Source organism: Halomonas sp. QHL1, from assembly GCF_001882345.1.
GTDB lineage: Bacteria > Pseudomonadota > Gammaproteobacteria > Pseudomonadales > Halomonadaceae > Vreelandella.
Map to the genome: position 1 here is coordinate 1,879,095 of NZ_MINL01000001.1, position 21,904 is coordinate 1,900,998.

Annotated in this window: 20 protein-coding genes; 5 read left to right on the top strand and 15 right to left on the bottom strand. The window is 55.5% G+C overall.

What is annotated here, in order from left to right; genetic code table 11:
• Positions 1-4 precede the first annotated feature (4 nt).
• The 7 genes from QHL1GM_RS08590 to QHL1GM_RS08620 all read right to left on the bottom strand — a co-directional run bounded on the left by QHL1GM_RS08590 (position 5) and on the right by QHL1GM_RS08620 (position 8,573).
• Positions 5-823 (bottom strand): DUF2189 domain-containing protein, encoded by an 819-nt coding sequence (locus tag QHL1GM_RS08590; RefSeq protein WP_071694102.1) that lies wholly within the window; start codon positions 821-823, stop codon positions 5-7.
• Positions 824-1,148: 325 nt separating this feature from the next.
• Entirely contained in the window at positions 1,149-1,577 is a 429-nt protein-coding gene (locus tag QHL1GM_RS08595; RefSeq protein WP_071694103.1) for a universal stress protein, read from the bottom strand.
• 11 nt (positions 1,578-1,588) lie between these two features.
• Positions 1,589-4,183: a TRAP transporter permease gene (locus QHL1GM_RS08600; RefSeq protein ID WP_071694104.1), complete on the bottom strand. Its 2,595-nt coding sequence runs from the start codon at positions 4,181-4,183 to the stop codon at positions 1,589-1,591.
• Between the two features lie 157 nt (positions 4,184-4,340).
• Positions 4,341-5,321 (bottom strand): TAXI family TRAP transporter solute-binding subunit, encoded by a 981-nt coding sequence (locus QHL1GM_RS08605; RefSeq protein WP_071694105.1) that lies wholly within the window; start codon positions 5,319-5,321, stop codon positions 4,341-4,343.
• A gap of 406 nt (positions 5,322-5,727) precedes the next feature.
• Positions 5,728-7,032 (bottom strand): TRAP transporter large permease, encoded by a 1,305-nt coding sequence (locus QHL1GM_RS08610; protein ID WP_071694106.1) that lies wholly within the window; start codon positions 7,030-7,032, stop codon positions 5,728-5,730.
• On the bottom strand, positions 7,022-7,501 hold the full coding sequence (locus QHL1GM_RS08615; RefSeq protein WP_071694107.1) for a TRAP transporter small permease: 480 nt from the start codon (positions 7,499-7,501) through the stop codon (positions 7,022-7,024). Before QHL1GM_RS08615 ends, QHL1GM_RS08610 begins: the two co-directional genes overlap by 11 nt.
• 61 nt (positions 7,502-7,562) lie before the next feature.
• Entirely contained in the window at positions 7,563-8,573 is a 1,011-nt protein-coding gene (locus QHL1GM_RS08620; protein ID WP_071694108.1) for a DctP family TRAP transporter solute-binding subunit, read from the bottom strand.
• A 308-nt stretch (positions 8,574-8,881) separates the two neighbouring features.
• Between QHL1GM_RS08620 and QHL1GM_RS08625 the strand changes: the two genes are divergently transcribed.
• Both QHL1GM_RS08625 and QHL1GM_RS08630 read left to right on the top strand, forming a co-directional pair.
• A complete protein-coding gene (locus QHL1GM_RS08625; protein ID WP_071695953.1) occupies positions 8,882-9,736 on the top strand; it encodes a DMT family transporter in 855 nt (284 codons plus the stop codon).
• Positions 9,737-9,853: 117 nt separating this feature from the next.
• Positions 9,854-10,588 carry a ParA family protein gene (locus QHL1GM_RS08630; protein ID WP_071694109.1) on the top strand — a complete coding sequence of 245 codons (735 nt, stop codon included), beginning with the start codon at positions 9,854-9,856 and terminating at the stop codon, positions 10,586-10,588.
• 19 nt (positions 10,589-10,607) lie between these two features.
• Here QHL1GM_RS08630 and QHL1GM_RS08635 read toward each other — a convergent pair whose 3' ends face one another.
• From QHL1GM_RS08635 to puuE, 8 genes are all read right to left on the bottom strand, one after another.
• Positions 10,608-11,141, bottom strand: a complete 534-nt coding sequence (locus QHL1GM_RS08635) for a DUF192 domain-containing protein (RefSeq protein ID WP_071694110.1) — start codon at positions 11,139-11,141, stop codon at positions 10,608-10,610.
• 2 nt (positions 11,142-11,143) lie between these two features.
• On the bottom strand, positions 11,144-12,322 hold the full coding sequence (locus tag QHL1GM_RS08640; RefSeq protein WP_071694111.1) for an ABC transporter ATP-binding protein: 1,179 nt from the start codon (positions 12,320-12,322) through the stop codon (positions 11,144-11,146).
• A complete protein-coding gene (gene modB / locus QHL1GM_RS08645; protein ID WP_071694112.1) occupies positions 12,285-12,953 on the bottom strand; it encodes a molybdate ABC transporter permease subunit in 669 nt (222 codons plus the stop codon). The genes QHL1GM_RS08640 and modB overlap by 38 nt, the downstream gene beginning before the upstream one ends.
• A 32-nt stretch (positions 12,954-12,985) precedes the next feature.
• Positions 12,986-13,771 carry a molybdate ABC transporter substrate-binding protein gene (modA, locus tag QHL1GM_RS08650; RefSeq protein ID WP_071694113.1) on the bottom strand — a complete coding sequence of 262 codons (786 nt, stop codon included), beginning with the start codon at positions 13,769-13,771 and terminating at the stop codon, positions 12,986-12,988.
• Entirely contained in the window at positions 13,758-15,233 is a 1,476-nt protein-coding gene (gene pyk / locus QHL1GM_RS08655; RefSeq protein ID WP_071694114.1) for a pyruvate kinase, read from the bottom strand. Before pyk ends, modA begins: the two co-directional genes overlap by 14 nt.
• Positions 15,234-15,351: 118 nt before the next feature.
• Positions 15,352-15,840 carry an ureidoglycolate lyase gene (locus QHL1GM_RS08660; RefSeq protein ID WP_071694115.1) on the bottom strand — a complete coding sequence of 163 codons (489 nt, stop codon included), beginning with the start codon at positions 15,838-15,840 and terminating at the stop codon, positions 15,352-15,354.
• A 9-nt stretch (positions 15,841-15,849) separates the two neighbouring features.
• A complete protein-coding gene (locus QHL1GM_RS08665) occupies positions 15,850-16,683 on the bottom strand; it encodes a bifunctional allantoicase/(S)-ureidoglycine aminohydrolase (protein WP_071694116.1) in 834 nt (277 codons plus the stop codon).
• A gap of 11 nt (positions 16,684-16,694) precedes the next feature.
• Positions 16,695-17,633, bottom strand: coding sequence for an allantoinase PuuE (puuE, locus tag QHL1GM_RS08670; RefSeq protein ID WP_071694117.1), 939 nt, complete (start codon positions 17,631-17,633; stop codon positions 16,695-16,697).
• Positions 17,634-17,944: 311 nt separating this feature from the next.
• On the opposite strand from puuE, the gene QHL1GM_RS08675 reads away from it, so the two are divergent.
• The 3 genes from QHL1GM_RS08675 (at position 17,945) to QHL1GM_RS08685 (ending at position 21,728) form a co-directional block, all read left to right on the top strand.
• Positions 17,945-18,700 carry an aspartate/glutamate racemase family protein gene (locus tag QHL1GM_RS08675; RefSeq protein WP_071694118.1) on the top strand — a complete coding sequence of 252 codons (756 nt, stop codon included), beginning with the start codon at positions 17,945-17,947 and terminating at the stop codon, positions 18,698-18,700.
• A gap of 161 nt (positions 18,701-18,861) precedes the next feature.
• Positions 18,862-20,220 carry an NCS1 family transporter gene (locus QHL1GM_RS08680; RefSeq protein WP_071694119.1) on the top strand — a complete coding sequence of 453 codons (1,359 nt, stop codon included), beginning with the start codon at positions 18,862-18,864 and terminating at the stop codon, positions 20,218-20,220.
• Between the two features lie 29 nt (positions 20,221-20,249).
• On the top strand, positions 20,250-21,728 hold the full coding sequence (locus QHL1GM_RS08685; RefSeq protein ID WP_071694120.1) for an NCS1 family nucleobase:cation symporter-1: 1,479 nt from the start codon (positions 20,250-20,252) through the stop codon (positions 21,726-21,728).
• Positions 21,729-21,904: the final 176 nt, after the last annotated feature.

The following is a 21,904-nucleotide window of genomic DNA, read 5'->3' on the forward strand; positions in this document are numbered from 1 at the left end:
GGCGTTACGATTTGATTTTCTCGAAGGGTTCGAAGCGCACCAAATCTTCATAGGCGTGCCAACTGGCATGTCCTAGCACGGGCAAAATAAGGGCGAGGCCAATATAAAACGTCATGACGCCGACCAGAACGCAAAGGGTAAGAATCACCGCCCATAAAAGCATCACGCGGAAATTACGTGCTACACAGCGTACGCTAGCTTCAATCCCCTCCATAAAGGTTAGGTCTTGATCCATTAGTGTAGGAATCGCTACAACGCTGATGGCGAAGGCGCCAAAGGCAAGAATGCCGCCCGCGACGGTACCCACCGCCAGCATACCCAAGCCTTCTGAGGTGGTCAGCAGCGCAGTGTAGAGCGAAGCAGGGCTGGGCACTTCAAAACCGAAAAACAGCGCAAACAGCAGCGTGGCCAAACGGATCCAAGCGAGGAAGAAGATCATCATCATGACGCCCATCATCGCTAACTGACCGGCATGGGGTTTCCAACTGCCGAACGCATCGCCCAGGTTAGGCACTTGCCCGCGCTCCAGCGCCCGGCTGATGCCATAGGAGCCTACTGCCACGAGCGGGCCAATAAACATAAACCCGGCAATCATAGGCAGCAACCAGTACCAGTACCCCATCGTGAACGCACCTAGGGTAATAGCAATACTCAAACCCACCCAAAACATGCCATAAGAGAGGCTCACTACCGTCGCCCGGCGAAAATCCTCTACGCCTGCAGCCAGCCACGCCCTTGGTCGATCCAATCCGACCTTATTGATACTAATTTTAACGCTAGGCTGATCCGCATGGTGATTTGTTTTTGTTGTAGCCGCATTCATGGCATCACTCCTGTTATTCCTGATATAGATCCTGGATTCAGGATTTACCGCTAACGCATCAACACTCGTTACCCGCTAAGATATTAATGCCGATTTAATGGCTTAACGTTATTTGTTAATACCCTCTTAATGTAGCTGACCTGAAGACCCGAGGCTTTGACTGAAAGGTTATGCGTACAAAAAATCCACGAAAAGGCCTTAAAGCGCCAATTAAATTGCTGCGTTAGAAAAAACAGATATAGTTAAAAAGCGCTATGGACAGCTATAAAAAAACTCCGAGCAACTGCCCGGAGTTTTTGGTTTTCCTTACGTGACTCTCGATAAGCTAGCGCACAATCATTACCGACATTTTGGCATGGTGCACAACGTGCTCTGCATTGGGGCCGAGCACATAGTCGACAAACTTACGCTTATTGTGTGAGGCCATGACGATTAGATCCACGTCCAGCTTTTTACCCGCTTTGATAATAGCCTCCCAAGGTGAGCCATCCACAATAACGCTTTGCACCTGAATATCGTCGGGCACATTCGTCTTGATGAACTCGTGAAGCGCCTCGCTGATCGCCGTATGCGCTTTTTTGGCAAAGTCCTTGGGGAAATAGGAGCCAACCATGGGCATGCGATAGTCCGGCAGTACCGTCACTACATGAAGCGAGGCGCCGAAGGTTCGACATAGCGTCAGGGCTGTAGGCAGCGCCTTCGACCAGGAGGACGCCTCGTTCAGATCCACCGGCAACATGATCTTGCTGTACATGGCACTCTCCTTCATGCGGTGGCGGCAGCTTGCGTGTTATCACGACGCCGACGCTGCATTAGTACAATCAACCCAAAGAGCAAGAAGGCAGGGATCCACATTAGCTCCTTAGTCCAACGGTCGACGGGGGCCAAAACCTCGATGATTTCTTGATCGAAGTCGAAACCGAGCTCAGCCGCCTGGCTGCCGTAGGTCACCATATCAACGGTTGCCGTGCCATCCTCAATAAAGAGCTCCATGCCCAAATTATCGAGCCGCTCCTGGCCCGTTTCTCCATCAGGTACTGGCAGCGTCATGTAGGTGGTCATGGAATCGCCATAATCATCAAGACCGGCAATCTGCAGGCGCAGGGTGGAGTCTTCGTCCACCTCGCCTAGCGCTTCGACGAATTGCGCGGGCGGGATGGATTCGTAGGGATCATGAATCATGTCCATCCAGAAACCGGGGCGGAACAGCGTGAACGCAATCAGCAGCAGCACGATAGACTCATACCAGCGGTTGCGCGTAATCATAAAGCCCTGGGTCGCGGCGGCGAAGATCAGCATGGCGATAGTCGACACCACAAAGATCAGTACCCCTTGAAGGAAGGTCACATCGATGAGTAGCAGATCAGTATTAAAGATAAACAGGAACGGTAGCGCCGCGGTACGAAGGCTGTAATAAAACGCCTGGAAGCCGGTTCGAATAGGGTCACCACCGGATACTGCCGCCGCCGCAAAGGACGCCAGCCCCACCGGCGGGGTAACGTCGGCCATGATACCGAAGTAGAAAACGAACAGGTGTACTGCGATTAACGGCACCAGCAGGCCATTTTCTGCCCCCAGCTGCACGACGACCGGCGCCAACAACGCAGATACGACGATATAGTTGGCCGTGGTGGGTAAGCCCATGCCGAGAATTAAGCTGAGCACTGCGGTAAGCAGCAAGATCAGCATTAAGTTACCCATGGCAAGCGTTTCCACTACCTCGGCCAGTACCAGGCCTACCCCGGTCTGGGATACGGCGCCGACAATGATACCCGCGGTGGCCGTAGCAATACCGATGCCGATCATGTTGCGGGCACCAGTAACTAGGCCATTCCACAAATCCATCACCCCTTCATTTAGATCCGCCCGCATATCGCTGCGTCCGCGAAAGATTGACGTAATGGGGCGCTGGGTAAGAATAATGAAAATCATGAAAACAGTGGCCCAGAAAGCCGACAGCCCTGGCGACAAACGCTCCACCATCAGACACCAGACCAACACAATAACCGGCAAAATGTACTGCAGGCCGACCAGCACCGTCGGTTTAGTCTGAGGCAGTGAAAAGATCGGTTGGTTAGGGTCATCGAGCTCAAGCTCTGGGTAACCGGCCGCCAGTTTGAGCAGAGCGATATAAATGGCCGTAAGCCCAACGGCTACCACCCAGGGAGTCGCATCGCCCAGTAGCGGCTTGAGCCATCCAAGACCGTAATAAACAGCTAAGGCGGTTACCATCATCAGTAGTAAACCACCTAGAAAACCGATCACTTTATTGACCAGCGGCTTAGGTGGGTTACTGCTTTGCAGCCCCTGCATATTGGCCTTGAGGGCCTCAAGGTGAACGATGTAGACCAGCGCAATATAGGAGATCAATGCGGGCAGGAAGGCATGCTTAATCACTTCGACATAAGAGATACCCACATACTCGACCATCAGGAAAGCGGCAGCCCCCATCACCGGCGGCATAATCTGTCCATTGACCGATGACGCCACTTCAACAGCACCCGCCTTTTCCGCGGAAAAACCAACACGCTTCATCATCGGCACCGTGAAGGTACCCGTGGTTACCACATTGGCAATCGAGGAGCCGGAAATTAGCCCGGTCATAGCGGAGGCCACCACGGCGGCTTTCGCTGGCCCACCGCGATAGTGACCAAGGAGCGAGAACGCCACCTTGATAAAGTAATTGCCAGCGCCAGCCTTATCGAGCAGGGCGCCGAATAACACAAATAGGAACACGAAGCTGGTTGATACCCCCAGTGCGATACCGAAGACCCCCTGGGTCGTCAACCACTGGTGATTAATCAAGCCGAAGAGGCTCACCCCGCCGTGGGAAAGAATACCCGGCATCCAAGGGCCAGCTAGGCTATAGAGAAGAAACACCGACGCCACAATCATTAACGGGGGGCCAAGCGCTCGACGCGTTGCCTCAAGCAGCAGCAGTATCCCGGCTATACCAATAATAACGTCCTGCAGTATTGGAGCGCCGGGGCGCTGGGATAACTGCTCGTAAAACATAAACATGTAAGCGCCACAAAAGGCCGCTGCCGCTGCAAGTACCCAATCCTGAATCGGAATACGGTCACGAGGAGAGCGCTTGAGTGCGGGATAGGCCATATACGCTAGAAAAAGCGCAAAGGCCAAGTGAATAGAGCGGGCTTCAGTGGCACTAAATACGCCAAAACCCAGAACGAAGGGCACTGGCGATGCAATCCACAATTGAAAAAGAGACCACGCTGCCGCAATGCTTACCAAGAGCTTCCCGGGCATGCCGGCTGGCTTGCGGGCTCCCGTATCGCTGGAGGCGACCATATCCTCCAAGTCTACTCCGGCTCCCGAAGGCCTGTTCTTATCATCTGTCATCTGCCTGCCCCGCTCCGAGTCGATTGACGCATCATTGTCATATCGAAATGCCCTATCAACATTCTAAACGCCCTATCAACATTCTAAACCAAAATGCGCGGCACCCTGGGGTAACCGCGCATTTCTTACTAAGGTAGTAACACCTTAGGCTTCTGGATTACTCGATCCAGCCCTGTTCACGGTAGTAACGCGCCGCACCATCATGCAACGGTGCGGAAAGCCCTTCGCTTACCATCTCTTCCGGATCAAGATTTTCAAAGGCCGGATGCAGACGCTTGAAACGATCGAAGTTGTCAAAAACCGCCTTGACGGTCTGATAGATCACTTCTTCGTCAGCCTCAGAGGTGGTGACAAAGGTCGCTGCCACGCCGAAGGTTTCGACATCTTCGTCATTACCGCGATACAGACCACCCGGGATTACCGATGCGGCGTAGTACGGGTATTCATCGACAATGCCCTGAATGTCTTCGTCGTTCAACGGAATCAAACGAGCATCAACGGTGGTGGTGGCTTCTTGAATGGAGCCATTGGGGTGGCCAACCACGTATACCATGGCATCGACGTTATTATCGGCGAGTGCCGCCGCTTGCTCGGCCGCATCAAGCTGAGATGCCAGCGAGAAAGTATCTTCAGTCCAGCCCTTGGCTTCCATCACCACTTCCATGGTGTTGCGCTGGCCAGAACCTGGATTACCAATATTGACACGCTTGCCTTCCAGGTCATCGAGGCTCTCGATACCTGAATCAGCCCGCGCAAGCAGGGTCAACGGCTCACCGTGGACACGGAACACCGCACGCAGCTCTTCGTAGGGCTCGCCTTCGAAATTCCCAGTGCCATTGTAGGCTTGATACTGAACATCGGATTGAGCAACACCCATGTCCAATTCGCCGGACTTGATGCCATTGATATTGGCGACAGAACCACCGGTGGAAGGTGCATTACACTTGATATCAGCGTCTTCGAGGCGATTAACCAAACGACAGATCGACTGACCCACGACGTAGTAAACGCCGGTTTGGCCACCGGTGCCGATGGTGATGAATTGCTCGTCATCCTGTGCCATTGCCGGTGAGGCAAAAGCAGCGGCGGCAAGTAGCGCACCGGAGAAGGCAGTAGTGGAAAATACATGGCGTTTCATGAACACACCTCTTTGTATTGATGTTATGAGCGTATTTGATGTTACAAACATCGTGCGTTTTGGTCTCACCTAATGAACCGTTCCCTCAGGTGGACTTGCTCCAAAACGTTTTCAAAACATTCTGTTTTTAAGACAAACTGTTACAGGCGTCCCGTTGGCTGCCTGCTAATACTACTTTAGCGAAAAACTAAGCCTTTAGCGAAGAAAAGCGTGCTTGACGACATGCCGTAGCATCTAGCGCTATTTAAAACGCATTTCCGCTTCCTAGGATAGTAGTTTAGCGGTTGGTAACGTTTAGTAAGCGTTAATCCCCATACCGTTTTGGCATAGGGAATAATGATATTCACTGTTTGCTCGACGCGGGCGGCGACTTCTGAGCTATATGCGACCAGCCAATCAGTGAGAATTAAACGTTATAGCCCAGCACGCTGGGCAGCCAAAGCGCAATAGCCGGGAAGATGGCGACCAGTGCCAAAGCGCAGCCCATCGCCAGAACAAACAACAGTGCCCAGCCGAGGGTTTGCTCCAAACGAATTTTGGCCACTTCGGTGGTTACCATCAAATTCACTGCCACCGGCGGGGTAAACTGACCAATGGCAATGTTCATTGCCAATAGAATCCCAAACCACACCGGGTTCCATTCAAAGTGCTGCATTACGGGGATCAAAATCGGCATCATGATCAGATAAATCGAGATCGCATCCAACAGCATTCCTGCGACCAGCACCGCCAGCATCACCAGGATTAGCAGCAGCACGCCGTTATCGGTCAGGCTAATAATCCACTCCGCTAAATGACGGAAGGTGCCCAGCATGGTCCCCGCCCAGGCAAAAATGCCCGCCAGGGCAATAATCAGCATCACCACCCCGGAGATAATCGCTGCCTCACCCAATAGCTCCCATAAATCGCGCAGCGACAGCTCACGGGTAAGAAACAATCCGACAATCGCCCCATAAGCCACCGCCACTACTGCCGCTTCGGTGGGAGTAAACAGACCCGAACGCAAACCGCCCAAAATCAGCACCGGGGCAAAAAGCGCCGGTATCGCCTGTTTAAAAGTCGTGCCTACGCTTAGCCGTTCAGCGCCCTCTACCGGCGTACCGCCCTCCCAACCGTAGCGCTTGGAAACGATCATGGCGGGCACCAGTAGCGCCAGTCCGGCCAAAATGCCCGGAAATAAACCTGCCGCGAAAAGTGCGCGTAAATCGACGCCCGGCACCACAATCGAGTAAAGAATCAGCGCCACTGAAGGCGGAATAAGAATCGCCGTCGAGGCAGAGGCCGCAATCAGCGTGGCCGAAAACGGTTTGGGGTAGCCCGCTTTGGTCATGCTGGGCAGCATGACCATCGCTACCGCCGCTGCATCGGCAGGGCCAGACCCGCTCATACCGCCCATAATCATACATACCAGCACCGCCACCAACGCCAAGCCACCGTGGCGCGGGCCAATCAACGCCTGAGCAAAACGCACCAAGCGTAGCGCCACACCCGAGCGCTCGAAAATAAGCCCGGTTAAGATAAACAGCGGTATCGCAATCAAGGGGTACTTGGCGATGCTGTTATAGGTGTTGGTGCCCATCGTCGCGAGCATATCCGGTGACAAACCCAGCACGATGCCGACCGCTCCGGAGAGCGCCAGCGAGAACGCCACCGGCACTCCCGCTATCAGCAAGCCTGCAAAGGCCAGAATCATCCACACATCAGGGCTCATCGGTGAGCCTCCCCGTTAAACGGTCAGCGGTTTGCTGAAACAAGCGCCATAACATGGCCGCAGAAAGAACGGGTAACCAGACTAAATACCACCACTGGGGCAGGCCAAGCCCTGGTGACAGCGACTCCCATTGATACTCTTGCCAGGCTAACTTACCGCCGTACCAAGTGATCAAGCCCAGCACAGCGACACCGCACAGCGCTTGAAAAAGGATCAGTGCGCGGCGGTACTTGGGCGGTAGTGCACGTTCCAGAAAGCCAATACGAATATGGCGGTTACGCCGTAGCGCCACCGAGGCACCCGCAAAGGTCAGCACCACCATCAGAAATACGGAAAACTCTTCGGTGAACGAAAATGAGCCGCCAGTTAAATAGCGGGTAATAACATTGCCCAGACTAATCAACGAGATAATGATTAATGCCAGCGCGCCCAGCCAGCGCTCAGGGCGCGCATCAGGAAAGCCTTTCATGGCAGCCTCACAGCAAAAAACTCCCAGCCATAAAGGCCGGGAGTTTGAACATCAAAGGTAATTAGCGAGCATCGATAGCGGTTTGTGCGGCGTTTACCACCTCTTCACCAATTCGCGGCGCCCATTTTTCGTAAACAGACTGTGTGGCATCGACAAAGGCTTGGTACTGCTCATCAGTTAATTCAGTCACGGTCACACCGCGCTCTTGAATCGCCGCAAGACGCTCGCCCTCTTCTTCACGGGTCATGGCGATTTCCCACTCACCGGCTTCTACAGCGGTTTCACGCAGCAGGGTTTGCTGCTCTTCACTCAATGTTTGCCATACCTGCTGATTGACGGCAAAAATCAGCGGGTCATTCATGTAGTTCCAGAGCGTTAGATGCTCCTGGCCAACTTGATCGATGCGCGCGACGTCAAACACAGAGAGCGGGTTTTCCTGGCCATCAACGGCGCCGGTGGTCAGCGCAGGCTGAGCGTCGGTCCAGCTCATTTGGGTGGGGTCAGCACCCAGTGCCGAGAAGGTATCCTGGAACAGCGGCGAACCCACAACGCGAATTTTCAGCCCGTCCAAATCATCTGGCTGGCTAATGGCACCGCGCGAGTTAGAGACCTGGCGGAAACCGTTTTCACCCCAGGCTAACGGGATAACGCCGCGAGACTCGATTGCTTCAAAGACCAACTCCCCCGCTTCACCACCGGTGACCGCATCAACGGCGGCTTCATCGGGAATGAAGAACGGTAAAGAGAACAGATTAAGCTCCGGTACCTGGGGCGACCAGTTAATCGTCGAGCCCACAGCGGCATCGATCAGCCCGGAGCGCATCGCAGAAAATTCGCGGGTTTGATCGCCGGAAACCAGTTGAGAGTTGGGGTAAACGCGCAGCGTTAACTCGCCATCGCTGCGTTCTTCCACTAGTTCTGCCCACTTCTCCGCCGCCTGCCCCCAGGGGAAAGCATCAGACAAAACGGTGGAAACCGAGAGTTCGCGAGCTTGAGCAGAAAGAGAGGCAGAGAGCAGTGCTGCCCCGGCCAAGCCGGCGGTTAAACGAGCCATTGAGCGTGTCAGCGTCATGGTAGATCCTTTTTTTAGCTATTTTTATGAAGTGCGTTTAATGATGTGCGCAGATAGCAGTCGTGAAGCTTTTCGATAAAGCCCCACTTATTGTATGCACTTAGCGCACGAAAGAAAGACGCCTAAGGTCGGCATGACTAACTCTCTTCTGAAGCCCACTGAGCCTTGGCCATAAATTTCTTGGCGGCGCGTTTGGAGAGAGTCCATCCTCGAATAGCCTCTCCTGCAGCCACTCAGAGCACTGTTATTTTTGCCTTCACCCAAGCTGGTACAATAGCCGTCTTTTTCATTTAACAATGGACATCAACGTGCCACTACGCGACCTGCTGCTCGGCCTCTTTGTTATAGCCATTTGGGCGCTGAACATCATTGTTATCAAGGTCGGTGTAGCAGAGCTACCGCCGCTTTTGATGACCACGCTGCGCTTTATGCTCGTCGCTGTGCTGCTGGTGCCCTTCTACCCGGTGGCGCGAGCGCAACTTCCATTTTTGCTGCTGTTATCCATCACCTTTGGCAGCCTACACTTCGCTCTGCTGTTTATTGGTTTAGAGCATGCAGAAGCGGGTACCGGCGCGCTTTTAGTGCAAATGGGGACACCCTTTGCCACGCTGTTAGCGGTGATCTTTCTAAAAGAGAAGCTGGGGCCCAAGCGTATCGTCGGGCTGCTGCTCTCGTTTGCCGGGGTAGTCGTATTGGCCGGTGGGCCAACGCTGCCCTCGCCTCTGCCGCTAAGTATTTTACTGATGAGTGCTCTGGGCTGGGCGGTGTCGCAGCTTTTGATCAAGCGTGGCCCACCCATTGCGCCGATGGCGTTGGCAGGCTGGGTGGCACTGTTCGCAGTGCCTCAGGTAGCACTGGGGTCATGGCTATTTGAGAGCGGTCAGTGGCAGGCGATGCAGCAAGCAACATGGTTAGGCTGGGGGGCGATGATTTACACCGCCGTAATGTCGTCGATCGTCGCTTACGGGATTTGGTACGCGCTTTTGCGCCGCCACCCAGTTAATCGCGTGGTGCCCATGACGCTACTCGTGCCAGTACTAGCAGTCGGCTTAGGCGCACTGTTAATGGGCGACAGCCTAGGCGTGCATAAACTGGTAGGCGGTGGCTTAGTGATCGCAGGTATTGCCCTGATTGTGATCAGATTTCGCCGTCGCAATCGATAAACGCAATATCGAGGGGAATCACCGTAGCAACATCGGCAGCAGCGCCGTCATCGAAACGTCACATATCCGCGCGGGCCAATCGGTTAGGCTGTACCGTTACCAAGCTGGGAGTTCCCTATGCAGATGCTGGCGCTTTACAGTATCAAGGGTGGCGTGGGCAAGACCGCCTCCGCCGTCAATCTCGCCGCCGAGGCGGCACGCGACGGCAGGCGAGTGCTGCTGTGGGATATCGACCCCCAGGCAGCCACCACCTTCTACCTGCGCAGCAAACCCAAAGTACGCGGTGGTGTCGACAAACTGGTCAAGGGCAAAGCCGATCTCGATCGGGCGATCCGCGAGACCAACATCGAGGGACTCGACCTGCTGCCGTCGGCGCTGGGCTCGCGTGACCTGGAAGCGTCGATGGAAACCCGCAAGCCTAGTCGGCTGCGCAAGATCCTCAAGCCAGTGATGGCCAGTTACGACCTAGTGATACTCGACTGCCCTCCAAGCTTGTCCGCGCTCGCCGAGCAGATCTTCTCCAGCGTCGATGCCTTGCTGGTGCCGGTGGTGCCGACTACCCTGTCGTTGCGCACCCTCGAACAACTGGACGGCCACCTCGACGCGGTCGAACAGGCCTGCCCGATCTGGCCGTTTGTGACCCTCGCCGACCGCCGCAAAACACTGCACCGCGAGGTGATGGAGAGTCTCAATGAACGCTGGCCGAGGCGCCTGTCGACGACCATCCCCAACGCTAGTGCGGTCGAGCGCATGGGTATCGAACGCGCTCCGGTCGGGCATTTCGCTCGCAGCAGTCCAGGCGGTCGTGCCTACGCCGCGCTATGGCGAGAGATCGCGCAGCGTCTGCAATGACCGTCTGCATCCACCCCGCTTAATTCCAAGGTTGGCAGAAACCGGCTTCATCTGGAATGGAAACGCAGTCGCCTACTTTGATACCACGCTCGGCAAAATAGCCGCCGTTGACCTCTAGCGCCGAATGGTAAGCCGCACCCGCCGGATAAGAGGGGCAGTCACTTGGTGATGAGGATTCGCAGGGCGGCATGGTATTAATCGCCACGATCCGTCCGTCGCTATCGATAAACGCAATATCGAGGGGAATCAGCGTGCGATACATCCAAAAAGCGTTGTTAGCCGACTGCTCGCTCTCAAAACGGAACAGCATACCCCGCGCTTCCGGCAAGCTCTCACGCCCCATTAATCCGCGCTGGCGCTGGGAAACCGTTTCGGCCACTTCCACCTCTAAACGATGTGGGCCGCCCTCGCTGTGAATAGCCAGCGCCAGCGTCTGCATCTCTTTCGCCGTCGCCTGCCCCCAGGCAAACGAGCTGATTAGCGACATCGGCAGCAGTGCCGCCAGCGGTAGCAGTAACGACGCTTTGAGCAGCGTGCGACGCGTGGGATCCATGCTTACTTCCTTTTGTCATGCGCATCTGCGCGAACTCTGTGGCCTGGCATCAGATGAATGCCTGCCGCCAGCAACGAAACGTTCACCACTGCACCGCGGGTTAACTGGTTACGCCGTGCGGCATGGGTGGCGATATCGAAACGTAACATATCACCATGATTGACGCGCAGTGAAACTGACGTAATGCCCCCAAGCACCACTAACTCTTCAACCGTGGCAGCCAGCGGGTTCTCACGTTCGCCTTGCGAAGGCCGGTCGCGGCGGTGAAGCACAATGTCAGACGGTGGCAGATACCAGGCCACTGTTTCTCCCAGTGGCAGATTGGCAAGTCCTTCGGCGACTTCCAAGTCAGCTTTCCCCCACTGCAGGCGGCGCTGCCCCTCTACCTCGACAACGGTTCCTTCAAACAGATTGTGCCTGTCTAACAAGCGAGCAATCAGGGGCGATGCGGGGTGTCTAAACAGCGCCTCGGGAGCGGCTTGCTGCAAGCTTGCACCGTTATGCAGAACACAGATTTGGTCGGCAAGTGCGGCAGCTTCTTCCAGATCGTGAGTGACCAGTACAATGGGAATCTCGATCTGCTGGCGTAGCAGCGCCAGCTCGCGCTGTAACCGCCGCCGAGTAACTTGATCCACTGCTGAAAACGGCTCATCGAGTAACAGCACTTTGGGGTCGCGGGCCAAGGCACGGGCTAGCGCTACGCGCTGGCGCTGGCCACCTGAAAGTGCATTAGGATAGCGCTTGCCCAACCCGTCTAGGCGCACCTTGGCTAGCCACTGCTCCGCCTGTTCATGGCGTTGCGGCTGGGGCAAGTGGCGCAGTGGGAGTTGAATATTTTGCGAGGCGGTTAGGTGGGGAAATAGCGCATAGTCCTGAAACACTATGCCGACCTGTCTATGCTGGGGCGAGAGTGAATGCTTACGTTCGGCGTCAAACCAAACCTCTCCCGCGCACTCCACTCGCCCGCCCTGGGGACGATAGAGCCCGGCAATGGTACGCAGCAGCGTGGTTTTTCCGCTACCCGACGGCCCCACCAGCGCCAGCAGTTCGCCGGGTTGGCAAAAAAACTCGGCGGCCAGTGGAATCGGCCCCGTTTGGTGGACCGCCACGCCTAGCCCTTCGATCGGCCCGGTGTTGCGCGAATCAGCCACGTGCCCACCGTCTGCGCCCAGCCAGTCCATAGACAAGCCCCAAGGTAATAAACGACACCAACAGCAACAGCGCCGACATCTGTGCAGCGCCCTGTTCATCGAAGGCTTGGACGCGATCATAGATAGCAATGGCAAGGGTGCGGGTTTCGCCGTCGATAGCGCCCCCCACCATTAAGATGACGCCAAATTCGCCCAGCGTATGGGCAAACGTTAGCGCTGCCGCTGACATGATCCCTGGCCACACCAGCGGCAACTCGATGCGTAGCAGCGTCTGCCAGGGGCTCAACCCGCTGCTCCAGGCCGCTTCCCGCAGGTTGTGGGGAACGTTCTCAAAGGCGCGCTGAATGGGCTGCACGGCAAACGGCAGATTGGCGATCAGGGAGGCCAGCAATATGCCCGTGAAAGTGAAATTCAGCCCGCTGCCGGTTATGTTTGCCCAAAGCGAGCCCACCGGCGCATCGCGGCCAAAGCTCAACAGCAGATAAAAGCCCAGTACGGTCGGCGGCAATACCAGCGGTAGTGCAATCAGCGCTTCGCATAGTCCTTTGCCCCGGAAACGCATGTAGGCCAGGGAGCGGCCTAACCAAATAGCAAAGGGGATAAGAATCAAGCAGGTAAACCCAGCGAGGCGAAGCGAGACCGAGAGCGCGGACCAATCCATTAAGAGTCATCCATTATTCGACACTAAAGCCATTATTCGTCGTTAAAACCATAGGTACGCAAAATGGATTGCCCCTCTTCCTCTTGCAGCCACTGGTAGAAGGCAGTGGCGACATCTCCAGCCTGGTTCGTCAATACCATCCGTTGACGAAGCGGTTCATGCCAAGCCTCTGGGATGAGTACGTACTCACTTCGCTCATTTAAAGCGGGTGCAAGCGCCAAGGAGTAAGCCACCAGACCACCGCGGGCATCGTCAGAAAGCGCAAACTGCGCCGCCTGGGAGACGTTTTCACCCAGCACCAGCAGCGGCTCGGTTTGCTCCCAAAGCCCGGCGTGCCCCAGCGCCTGTTGTGCCGCCACGCCATAAGGCGCGTGCTCAGGATTCGCCAGGACGATGCGTTCAGTAGTGCCGCTTGCTTGCGCTTCCAGCGCGCTTTGCACCGCCGCTAGCGGGGTATCCTCACTAGGCAAATTATCGTGCCCGCTGCGTTGCAGCCACACTAAACGACCAATGGCGTAAATCACGCCCTCATCTTGTGTGTAGCCCTCCTCATAAAGCGCCTGAACGTAGCGTTCATCAGCGGAAAGATAGAGCTCGAAAGGAGCGCCCTGGGCAATTTGGCGACGGAAGTTACCCGAAGAGCCAAAATTCAACCGCAGGGTATGGCCGGTTTCTTCGCGAAACTGTTCAGCGGCCTCGGTCAGCGCAAACTGGAGATCAGAAGCGGCTGCTACGATAGGCGCTCCCGCCTGTGCGGGAGCGCCGATCAACATCAAGCAGGCGAGCAGTAGCCCATGCACCCATTTAGCTTTTAGCATGCTCGTCAGTAATCTCCATGACCTTCATGGTATTGGTACCGCCATGAGCATTCATATGGTCGCCGCGAGTCAGGATCACGTGATCACCGGCTTTGGAGATACCGGTCTTCACCAGCAGTTCCAAGGCACGGTCGTTCAGCTCGGTGGCGCTCATTTCGGAGGTATCGAACGGCAGCGAAACAACACCGCGGTAGAGTGCCATGCGGCGCTGGGCGATAGGATTATGTGCTAAGCCAACAATCGGCAGGCCGGAACGAATGCGCGACGCAATCAATGGCGTATAGCCCGACGAGGTCATACAGGCAATCGCGGTAATGCCTGTCATATGGTTGGCCGCGTACATGGCGGAGAGCGCGATGGTTTCGTCAGGGCGGGTAAAGCCCTCATGAATGCGGTGGCCAGACTCCTGAGCCGTTTTTTCCCGTTCAGCGCCCAGGCAAACGCGTGACATGGCTTCCACGGTTTCCAGCGGATAGTCACCCGCGGCGGTTTCGGCCGAGAGCATGACCGCATCGCTGCCATCCAGCACCGCGTTGGCCACGTCAAAGACTTCGGCACGCGTAGGTAGCGGCGCTGAAATCATGCTTTCCATCATCTGTGTGGCAGTAATGACGGCACGGTTGAGCGAGCGGGCGCGCTTGATCATGCGTTTCTGAACGCCCACCAGCTTGGCATCGCCAATTTCTACGCCTAGATCGCCCCGCGCCACCATGACCGCTTCAGAAGCTTCGATAATACCATCCAGGGTAGCGTCATCAGCGACCGCTTCTGCGCGTTCGACCTTTGCCACCAGGCCAATTTCCTTGCCAGCCTCGCCCAATAAACGGCGTGCTTCGAGCATGTCTTCCGCATGACGGGGGAAGGAAATGGCTAAGTAGTCGACGCCAATTTCAACGGCGGTTTTTAGGTCTTCCTTATCTTTTTCGGTCAATGCCGGAGCGGAGAGCCCGCCGCCCTGCTTGTTGATGCCCTTATGGTTGGAGAGCTTGCCACCCACGACCACCGTGGTATGCACCTGTTGGCCTTCAACGCGGGCCACGTCAAGCACCAAGCGGCCGTCATCTAAAAGCAGGCGGTCACCGGCGGTGACGTCTTGCGACAAGGTTTTGTAGTCGCAGCCTACTTGATGTACATCACCCGCATCGCCATCGAGCTCCATATCGAGAATAAACGGCTGGCCCTCTTTGAGTACCACGGCGCCATCCCTAAACCGCGCAATACGAATTTTCGGACCTTGCAGATCGCCCAAAACCGCTACGCTGCGACCTAGCGTGGCGGCGATTTCGCGCACTTCGTTTAACCGGCGGCGGTGATCATCCGCGGTGCCATGGGAGAAATTAAGACGCACCACATCGACACCTGCCTTGAGCATGGCTTCCAATACGCCTTCCCGGTCGCTGGCAGGCCCAAGAGTGGCGACAATTTTGGTACGACGGATCGAGGAGAAGTGCAGTGCGTTCATTATGTTCCAACCATGCGAATTAACGTGTAGTGACTCGTTAGAGTGACCTTATTTCGTCACCCTAGCTTATCAGTTTAACGCGTGCGATATGACAGCAGTGCAACACATCCAGCGCGGATTACTTCAACGTCACGGTGATCGCCAGGGGAAACTCATCGCAGTTATCGCCATCACCGCCCCGATCCACCACTAAAAATTCGCCTTCTCGTTCCAGCACCGACTGAATGGCATGCCAGGTACCCGCGCGGTAGTTCACACCTTGGCGGCCATCGGTAATAAAGGCGTGCACATCGTCAGGGTTGATGTGCTCACCGGGCGGCGCCACCACCACAATAAAACGCTCCTGATGAAGCGGCATAAAGGCCTGACTGCCCTGGGGGTGACGCTCCAGAAACGTTAGCTCCAGCGGTAATGTAATCGGCTGGCTCACGAAGATATTGATCAGCGTATGGGCGTTTTCACCCAAGGTTTCTACCTTGGCCAGATCATGGTGACGCTGGGTACGCCCTGCGTTGATGGGAAACGATTCGGAGTTACGAGCATCCATCACATCGCCAAAAGGAGCGAAGGCTTCAGCCGTTAGCGGCTTGGCTTTTAGTGTCAACATGACGACTCCTTAGCGTGACGACAGTTTAAGAGAAGCGTGGCGATTAACATCTTTATACAGCAGATACCTAAATGGCCCTGGGCCTGCGGCGTAGCAGGCCTGGGGGCAGAAAGCGCGTAGCCACATGAAGTCCCCGGCTTCTACCTCTACCCAATTTTGATTCAAGTGATAAACGGCTTTGCCTTCAAGCACGTAAAGGCCGTGCTCCATGACATGGGTTTCATCAAAGGGGATCACGCCGCCGGGCTGAAAGGTCACAATATTGACGTGCATATCGTGGCGGACGTCCGCAGGATCGACAAAGCGCGTAGTGGCCCAGCGACCTTCGGTGCCCGGCATTTCGATAGGTGCAATGTCCTGCTCGTTGGTCACAAACGCTTTTGGCACCTCGAGTCCTTCTACAAACTCATAGGCCTTGCGTACCCAGTGGAAACGTACCGGCACGTTAGATTCGTTGCGTACCTGCCACGAACTGCCAGGGGGAATAAACACATAGCCGCCGGGCTGCATAGTGTGGCGCTCGCCCGATAAAGAAAGCGTTAACTCACCCTCCACAATAAACAGCACGCCTTCTGCCTGAAGGTCTGGCTCAGGTTTATCACTACCACCCTGGGGTTGGACTTCCATAATGTACTGGGAGAACGTCTCGGCAAACCCCGACAGCGGCCGCGCGAGCACCCATAGCCGAGTGCCTTCCCAAAACGGTAGATTGCTAGTGACGATATCGCGCATCACGCCTTTGGGAATCAGCGCATAGGCTTCGGTAAATACAGCGCGATCAGCGGTAATTTGTGTTTGCGGTGGATGCCCACCGGTGGGGGCATAGTAAGTAGCTTTATTCATCTTTGTGCCTTTCAACGCGTTGGCGCCGGGTGGTGTTCCGCCCAGTGGCGTGCGATATCAACCCGGCGGGCCACCCAAACGAGGTCGTGGGTTTCGATGTAATCCAAAAAGCGCTGCAGGGCGCGAAAACGCCCAGGGCGGCCCAATAAACGACAATGCATGCCCACCGAGAGCATTTTGGGCGCCTCCTCCCCTTCTGCGTAAAGTACATCAAAGGCATCGCGCAGGTAGGTAAAGAAGTGATCCGCAGTATTAAAACCTTGTGGCGCGGCAAAACGCATATCGTTGCTGTCCAGCGTATAGGGCACAATCAAGTGGTTGTGGTCACCGCCCTGACTATCGGTCACTTGGGTCCAGAAAGGCAAGTCGTCGCCGTAGTAGTCGCTATCGTAAAGGAAACCGCCCTCGTCCAGCACTAACCGCCGGGTATTGGGGCTATCGCGGCCGGTGTACCAGCCTTGGGGTTTTTCACCGTAGAGGCGCAGAAAAATCTCCATGGCCTGCTGTAGATGCTCCCGCTCAACGTGCTCGGGCACTTCCTGATAGTGAATCCAGCGGTAGCCGTGGCAGGCAATCTCGTGGCCCAGCTCTTTAAATGCCAGGGCGACATCCGGGTTACGCTCCAGCGCCATGGCTACGCCAAACACCGTGAGCGGCAAATCACGCTTCTCAAATTCACGCAGAATGCGCCATACCCCAGCGCGGGAGCCGTACTCGTAGATCGACTCCATGCTCAAGTGGCGATCTGGATAAGCCGGTGCGCCGATGATTTCCGACAGGAACTGCTCGGAGACTGTATCGCCATGCAGCACGCTATTTTCACCGCCCTCCTCGTAATTGAGTACAAACTGAACGGCAATTTTCGCTTTATTTGGCCAGTTGGCGTGGGGCGGGTTGCGCCCGTAACCAATCAAATCGCGGGGATAGTGGCCCTTAGAGGATGACAACATAGGTAGCTCCTTGATTCATACAAACCCTGGCAGATCACTGGCAAATAAGCAGTCCAGTAATACAGAAAATTATTTGTATACAAAATAGCGACATTCATAACCCACCGCAACGCGGTCGAGCGCTAATCCCCTGACGCTAATAGCGTTTCTCAGTTTAAAAGTCGTTAAGCCATTGAATCCTGAACAAATGGTCAAGTTTTTCCAGCCGCTTTTTTGTTGCCAATTGCTTAATAGCCCCTTGCGTCACTTAAAAAACCGCCCTATTTTTGTATACAAGAAATGCCATATTGTTTACACACGGAATATCTATCGTGCATATACGCATTATTAACCCCAACACCACGGCCTCCATGACCGCTGCTATTCACCAGGCAGCGCAGCAGCATGCGGGCCCTGGCACCACGGTGAGCGCTTCACAGCCGGATGCTGGCCCGGTTTCAATCGAGAGCCATTTCGACGAAGTAATCAGTGCGGTTGGGGTGGCCGAAGAAGTTCTTAAGGGCGAGCGCGAAGGTGACATCGATGCCTATATAGTGGCCTGTTTTGGCGACCCCGGCTTGCTAGCCGCACGGGAGCTAAGTCGCGCGCCGGTGATTGGCATCGCCGAAGCGGCCTTTCATCTTGCCACGCTGGTAAGCACTCGCTTTTCCATCGTCACGACCCTGGGCCGCACCGGCATTATCGCTGAGCATCTGCTTCAACAGTACGGCTTTAGCCACCACTGCCGTCGCATTCGTGCCGCTGAAATCCCGGTGCTTGATCTTGAGCATCATCCTGAAGTGGCGTTTACCCGCATTGTGGAAGAGTGCTGCCGCGCAAGGGATGAAGACGGCATTGGCGCCATCGTTTTAGGCTGCGGCGGTATGGCGAATTTGACCCAAGAGATCAGCCGCGAAGTGGGCCTGCCGGTAGTAGAAGGTGTCACCGCAGCGCTTAAACTGGCGGAATCGCTGGTCAGTTTAGGGCTGCATACCAGTAAGCATGGAGATCTTGACTATCCACGGCCAAAAGCCTTCACCGGTAAGTTTTCCGGGTTTTCTGATCTTGCCTTACCGGTTAAGTCATAAAGCCCTAAAAATAATAACGACTGAAAATTATTTAATAACAATTGATTAAAAGAATTTTAAAAACCAGTACGTCCATTAGCACGCCACGCCGCAAGCGTCGCTTGAGTATACAAAATGCCCAAGCTGCCAATAAAAACCGATAATCTTGCGAGGACGACAACATGAGCGCTTCAACCTCGGCTCTTGCGTCAGAAGAACGATCCGATGCTGGATCAAAAGCACTCGGGGCAGAAAGCCTGGCCCCTCAACACACCCGAATCATGGGGCGCGGCTCCTATTTTCTGGCGTGGTTCGGCGGCTGCGTTTCCATCGGTACCTTTGCCATGGGCTCAAGCGTGGTCGGCACCCTGAACCTGTTACAAGCCACCCTGGCGATTGCCATCGGCTGCTTTGTGATCGGGATAGCACTCGCCATTAACGGGGCCGCAGGCTACAAGTACGGCATTCCGTTTATGGTGCAAGCGCGCAGCGCGTTCGGCTTTACGGGCACGCGCTTACCGGGCTTGGTACGCGCAGTGCCAGCGGTAGTGTGGTACGGCTTTCAAAGCTGGATTGGCGCCGGGGCACTCAATATGGTGTCGGCCACCCTGTTCGGTTTCGACAACCTGATCTTCTACTTTATTACCTTCCAGTTTCTGCAAATCGGCCTGTCGGTGATGGGCTTTCAGGGCATCAAGTGGTTAGAGAATATCGGCAGCGCCTTTATCCTCGCCTCGCTGGTGTATATGTTCTACGCCACGGTGCAGCGCTATGGCGATGAGCTTTCTGCCAGCCTGCTGACCATGGAAGGCTCCTGGGGCATGCCGTTCTGGGGCGCGACCATGCTGTTCCTGGGTATCTACAGCACCATGATGCTCAACGTCAGCGACTACTCACGCGAGCATAAAAAGGGCACGGCCCAGAGCCTGCTGACCACCATCTACGCCATGTCGATTCTGCCCTGCACGCTGTTTATGGGCTTGATCGGCTATATGGTCTCGCAAGCCACCGGCACCGCCGACCCCATCCAGGTGTTTGCCAACGCGGTGGACAACACCCCGCTGCTGATGACGACCCTTCTGTTCATCGCCTTTGCCCAGGTCACCACCAACGTCCTCAACAACGTGGTACCGCCCACCTATGTGTTGATGGACGTGTTTAAGATCAAGTTCTCGATCGCCACCGTCATCGTTGGCTTGCTGGCCTTCGCCACTTTCCCCTGGAAACTGGTGCAGCCGGGCTCTGCGGCGGGCCTACAGCTATTTGTGCAGACCTATTCCGCCTTTTTAGGCCCCATCTTCGCCATCCTGGTGGTCGATTATTATGTAATTCGCCGCCGCACGCTGGATATCGACAAACTGTATGACGTCAACGGGCCTTACCAGGGTATTAATCTGGCCGCTTTCATCGCCACGGCGGTGGGCATTTTGGCGGCGCTCTCTTTCTCGGCGATCTCGTGGTACGCCAGCCTGATCCCCGCCGGTGTTACCTACTACCTACTCATGAAGTACTGGGCTCCCTGCCAGCGCTTTAGTCAGTAACTCCATTTGCCAACCGAAGAGCCAATACGATGAAAGAGAGTAACGACGTTAGTGACCTAGATATTAAGCACATTGATCCGACACTGTATAACGAGGATCTAGCACCGCTCAAACCCCAGGATCGTAACTGGGGCGCCTTTGAGATATTTAACGTTTGGTCTAACGATATCCAGAGCCTGTTTGGTTACACCCTCGCCGCCTCGCTGTTTTTAACCTACGGCCTAAACGGCTGGGCGGTGATGGCGGCGATTATTCTGGCGGGCGTAATCGTGATGTTTCTGGTCAACCTCACCGGTAAGCCCAGCGTTAAATACGGCATCCCCTTCCCAGTGATGGTGCGCGCCAGCATGGGGGTACGCGGCGCGAACCTACCCGCGATGCTGCGCGCCATCGTGGGGATCTTTTGGTACGGCGTGCAGACCTACTTCGCCTCCACCGCCGTCACTCTGCTGATTACGGCATTTTTTGGCGCAGGAAATGGCAGTACCTTCCTGGGGCTTTCCGGCGTGGCCTGGGTGTCGTTCGTGATTGTGTGGCTGTTTCAAATCGCAATTTTCTGGCAAGGCATTGAGCGCATTAAGCACTTCCTGAACTGGGCGGGCCCGCTGGTCTACGTGGTTATGTTGGTGCTCATGATCATTGTCTGGTTCCAGGCGGGCAGCGAGCTGATCCCAGCCATTGGCACCATTTTCAGCGGTGGCAGTGAAACCAGCGGTCGTTCGATCGCGGCCTTTATGGCGATCGTCGGCACCATGGTGGCGTACTTCGCAGCGGTGGTGATCAACTTCGGCGATTTCACCCGCTTTGTGAAAACCGAACGCCAGATGAAACTTGGCAACCTGTTGGGCCTGCCGCTGAACGTGGCGTTCTTCTCGTTTATCGCGCTGATTATTACCGCAGGCACACTGGTGCTGTTTGGCGAAGCGCTAACCAACCCCGCCGATATCGTTGAACGGGTAGACTCCCTGCCCCTGACGATTGTCGCTGCGCTGACCTTCTTTGCCGCTACAGTCGGCATCAACCTGGTCGCCAACTTCATTCCGCCCGCCTACGACCTGGCCAACCTGTTTCCCAGCAAAATCAGCTTTAAAATGGGCGGCCTGATTACCGCGGTAATCGCTTTCTTCGTCGGCGCACTATGGCTCTCAGTCATCAGCCAGATTGGTGTTCCCGGCTTTGTGAATGCGCTAGGGGCTGTCGTGGCGCCCTTCTACGGCATTATCGTAGTCGATTACTACCTGATTAAGCTTCAGCACTTGAATATGCAGGAGCTGTTCTCGTCAGCGCCGGGCAGCGCCTACTACTACGTAAACGGATGGAACACCCGCGCCCTTCTCGCCTTTGGTGTGGCGGCGCTGTTCTCGCTTTCTACCGTGTTAGTACCCGCACTTTCAGCCCTTGGCGGCTTTGGCTGGATGATCGGCGCAGGCTTGGGTGGGCTGTTCTACTATGGTTTGATGCGGCAGTTTAAGGCAGAACCTCCGTATGCTGAACAGAAAATCAATTGAGATGTTTTAGCCTTAGTTGATGGTTTAGGCCACTTGTACGCGCCATCGGCACCGAGCCGATGGCGCTTTTTATGTGCCTAGCCAACTCCGTAATTGGGGAACCTGTCAGGAGCAACCTATGGCCATTAGGGGGTAATGCACTTTACGATATTAAATCTCAGCGACATGAGGGGTGT

Excerpts from the sequence above, each read along its gene's own strand:
- QHL1GM_RS08620 (WP_071694108.1), bottom strand. The coding sequence starts at position 8,573 with ATGACGCTGACACGCTCAATGGCTCGTTTAACCGCCGGCTTGGCCGGG.
- pyk (WP_071694114.1), bottom strand. The coding sequence starts at position 15,233 with ATGAACGCACTGCACTTCTCCTCGATCCGTCGTACCAAAATTGTCGCC.
- QHL1GM_RS08595 (WP_071694103.1), bottom strand. The coding sequence starts at position 1,577 with ATGTACAGCAAGATCATGTTGCCGGTGGATCTGAACGAGGCGTCCTCC.
- puuE (WP_071694117.1), bottom strand. The coding sequence starts at position 17,633 with ATGTTGTCATCCTCTAAGGGCCACTATCCCCGCGATTTGATTGGTTAC.
- QHL1GM_RS08685 (WP_071694120.1), top strand. The coding sequence starts at position 20,250 with ATGAAAGAGAGTAACGACGTTAGTGACCTAGATATTAAGCACATTGAT.
- QHL1GM_RS08665 (WP_071694116.1), bottom strand. The coding sequence starts at position 16,683 with ATGAATAAAGCTACTTACTATGCCCCCACCGGTGGGCATCCACCGCAA.
- QHL1GM_RS08660 (WP_071694115.1), bottom strand. The coding sequence starts at position 15,840 with ATGTTGACACTAAAAGCCAAGCCGCTAACGGCTGAAGCCTTCGCTCCT.
- QHL1GM_RS08615 (WP_071694107.1), bottom strand. The coding sequence starts at position 7,501 with ATGAAAGGCTTTCCTGATGCGCGCCCTGAGCGCTGGCTGGGCGCGCTG.
- QHL1GM_RS08590 (WP_071694102.1), bottom strand. The coding sequence starts at position 823 with ATGAATGCGGCTACAACAAAAACAAATCACCATGCGGATCAGCCTAGC.
- QHL1GM_RS08630 (WP_071694109.1), top strand. The coding sequence starts at position 9,854 with ATGCAGATGCTGGCGCTTTACAGTATCAAGGGTGGCGTGGGCAAGACC.
- QHL1GM_RS08680 (WP_071694119.1), top strand. The coding sequence starts at position 18,862 with ATGAGCGCTTCAACCTCGGCTCTTGCGTCAGAAGAACGATCCGATGCT.
- QHL1GM_RS08610 (WP_071694106.1), bottom strand. The coding sequence starts at position 7,032 with ATGAGCCCTGATGTGTGGATGATTCTGGCCTTTGCAGGCTTGCTGATA.
- QHL1GM_RS08640 (WP_071694111.1), bottom strand. The coding sequence starts at position 12,322 with ATGGACTGGCTGGGCGCAGACGGTGGGCACGTGGCTGATTCGCGCAAC.
- QHL1GM_RS08600 (WP_071694104.1), bottom strand. The coding sequence starts at position 4,183 with ATGACAGATGATAAGAACAGGCCTTCGGGAGCCGGAGTAGACTTGGAG.
- QHL1GM_RS08605 (WP_071694105.1), bottom strand. The coding sequence starts at position 5,321 with ATGAAACGCCATGTATTTTCCACTACTGCCTTCTCCGGTGCGCTACTT.
- modA (WP_071694113.1), bottom strand. The coding sequence starts at position 13,771 with ATGCTAAAAGCTAAATGGGTGCATGGGCTACTGCTCGCCTGCTTGATG.
- modB (WP_071694112.1), bottom strand. The coding sequence starts at position 12,953 with ATGGATTGGTCCGCGCTCTCGGTCTCGCTTCGCCTCGCTGGGTTTACC.
- QHL1GM_RS08635 (WP_071694110.1), bottom strand. The coding sequence starts at position 11,141 with ATGGATCCCACGCGTCGCACGCTGCTCAAAGCGTCGTTACTGCTACCG.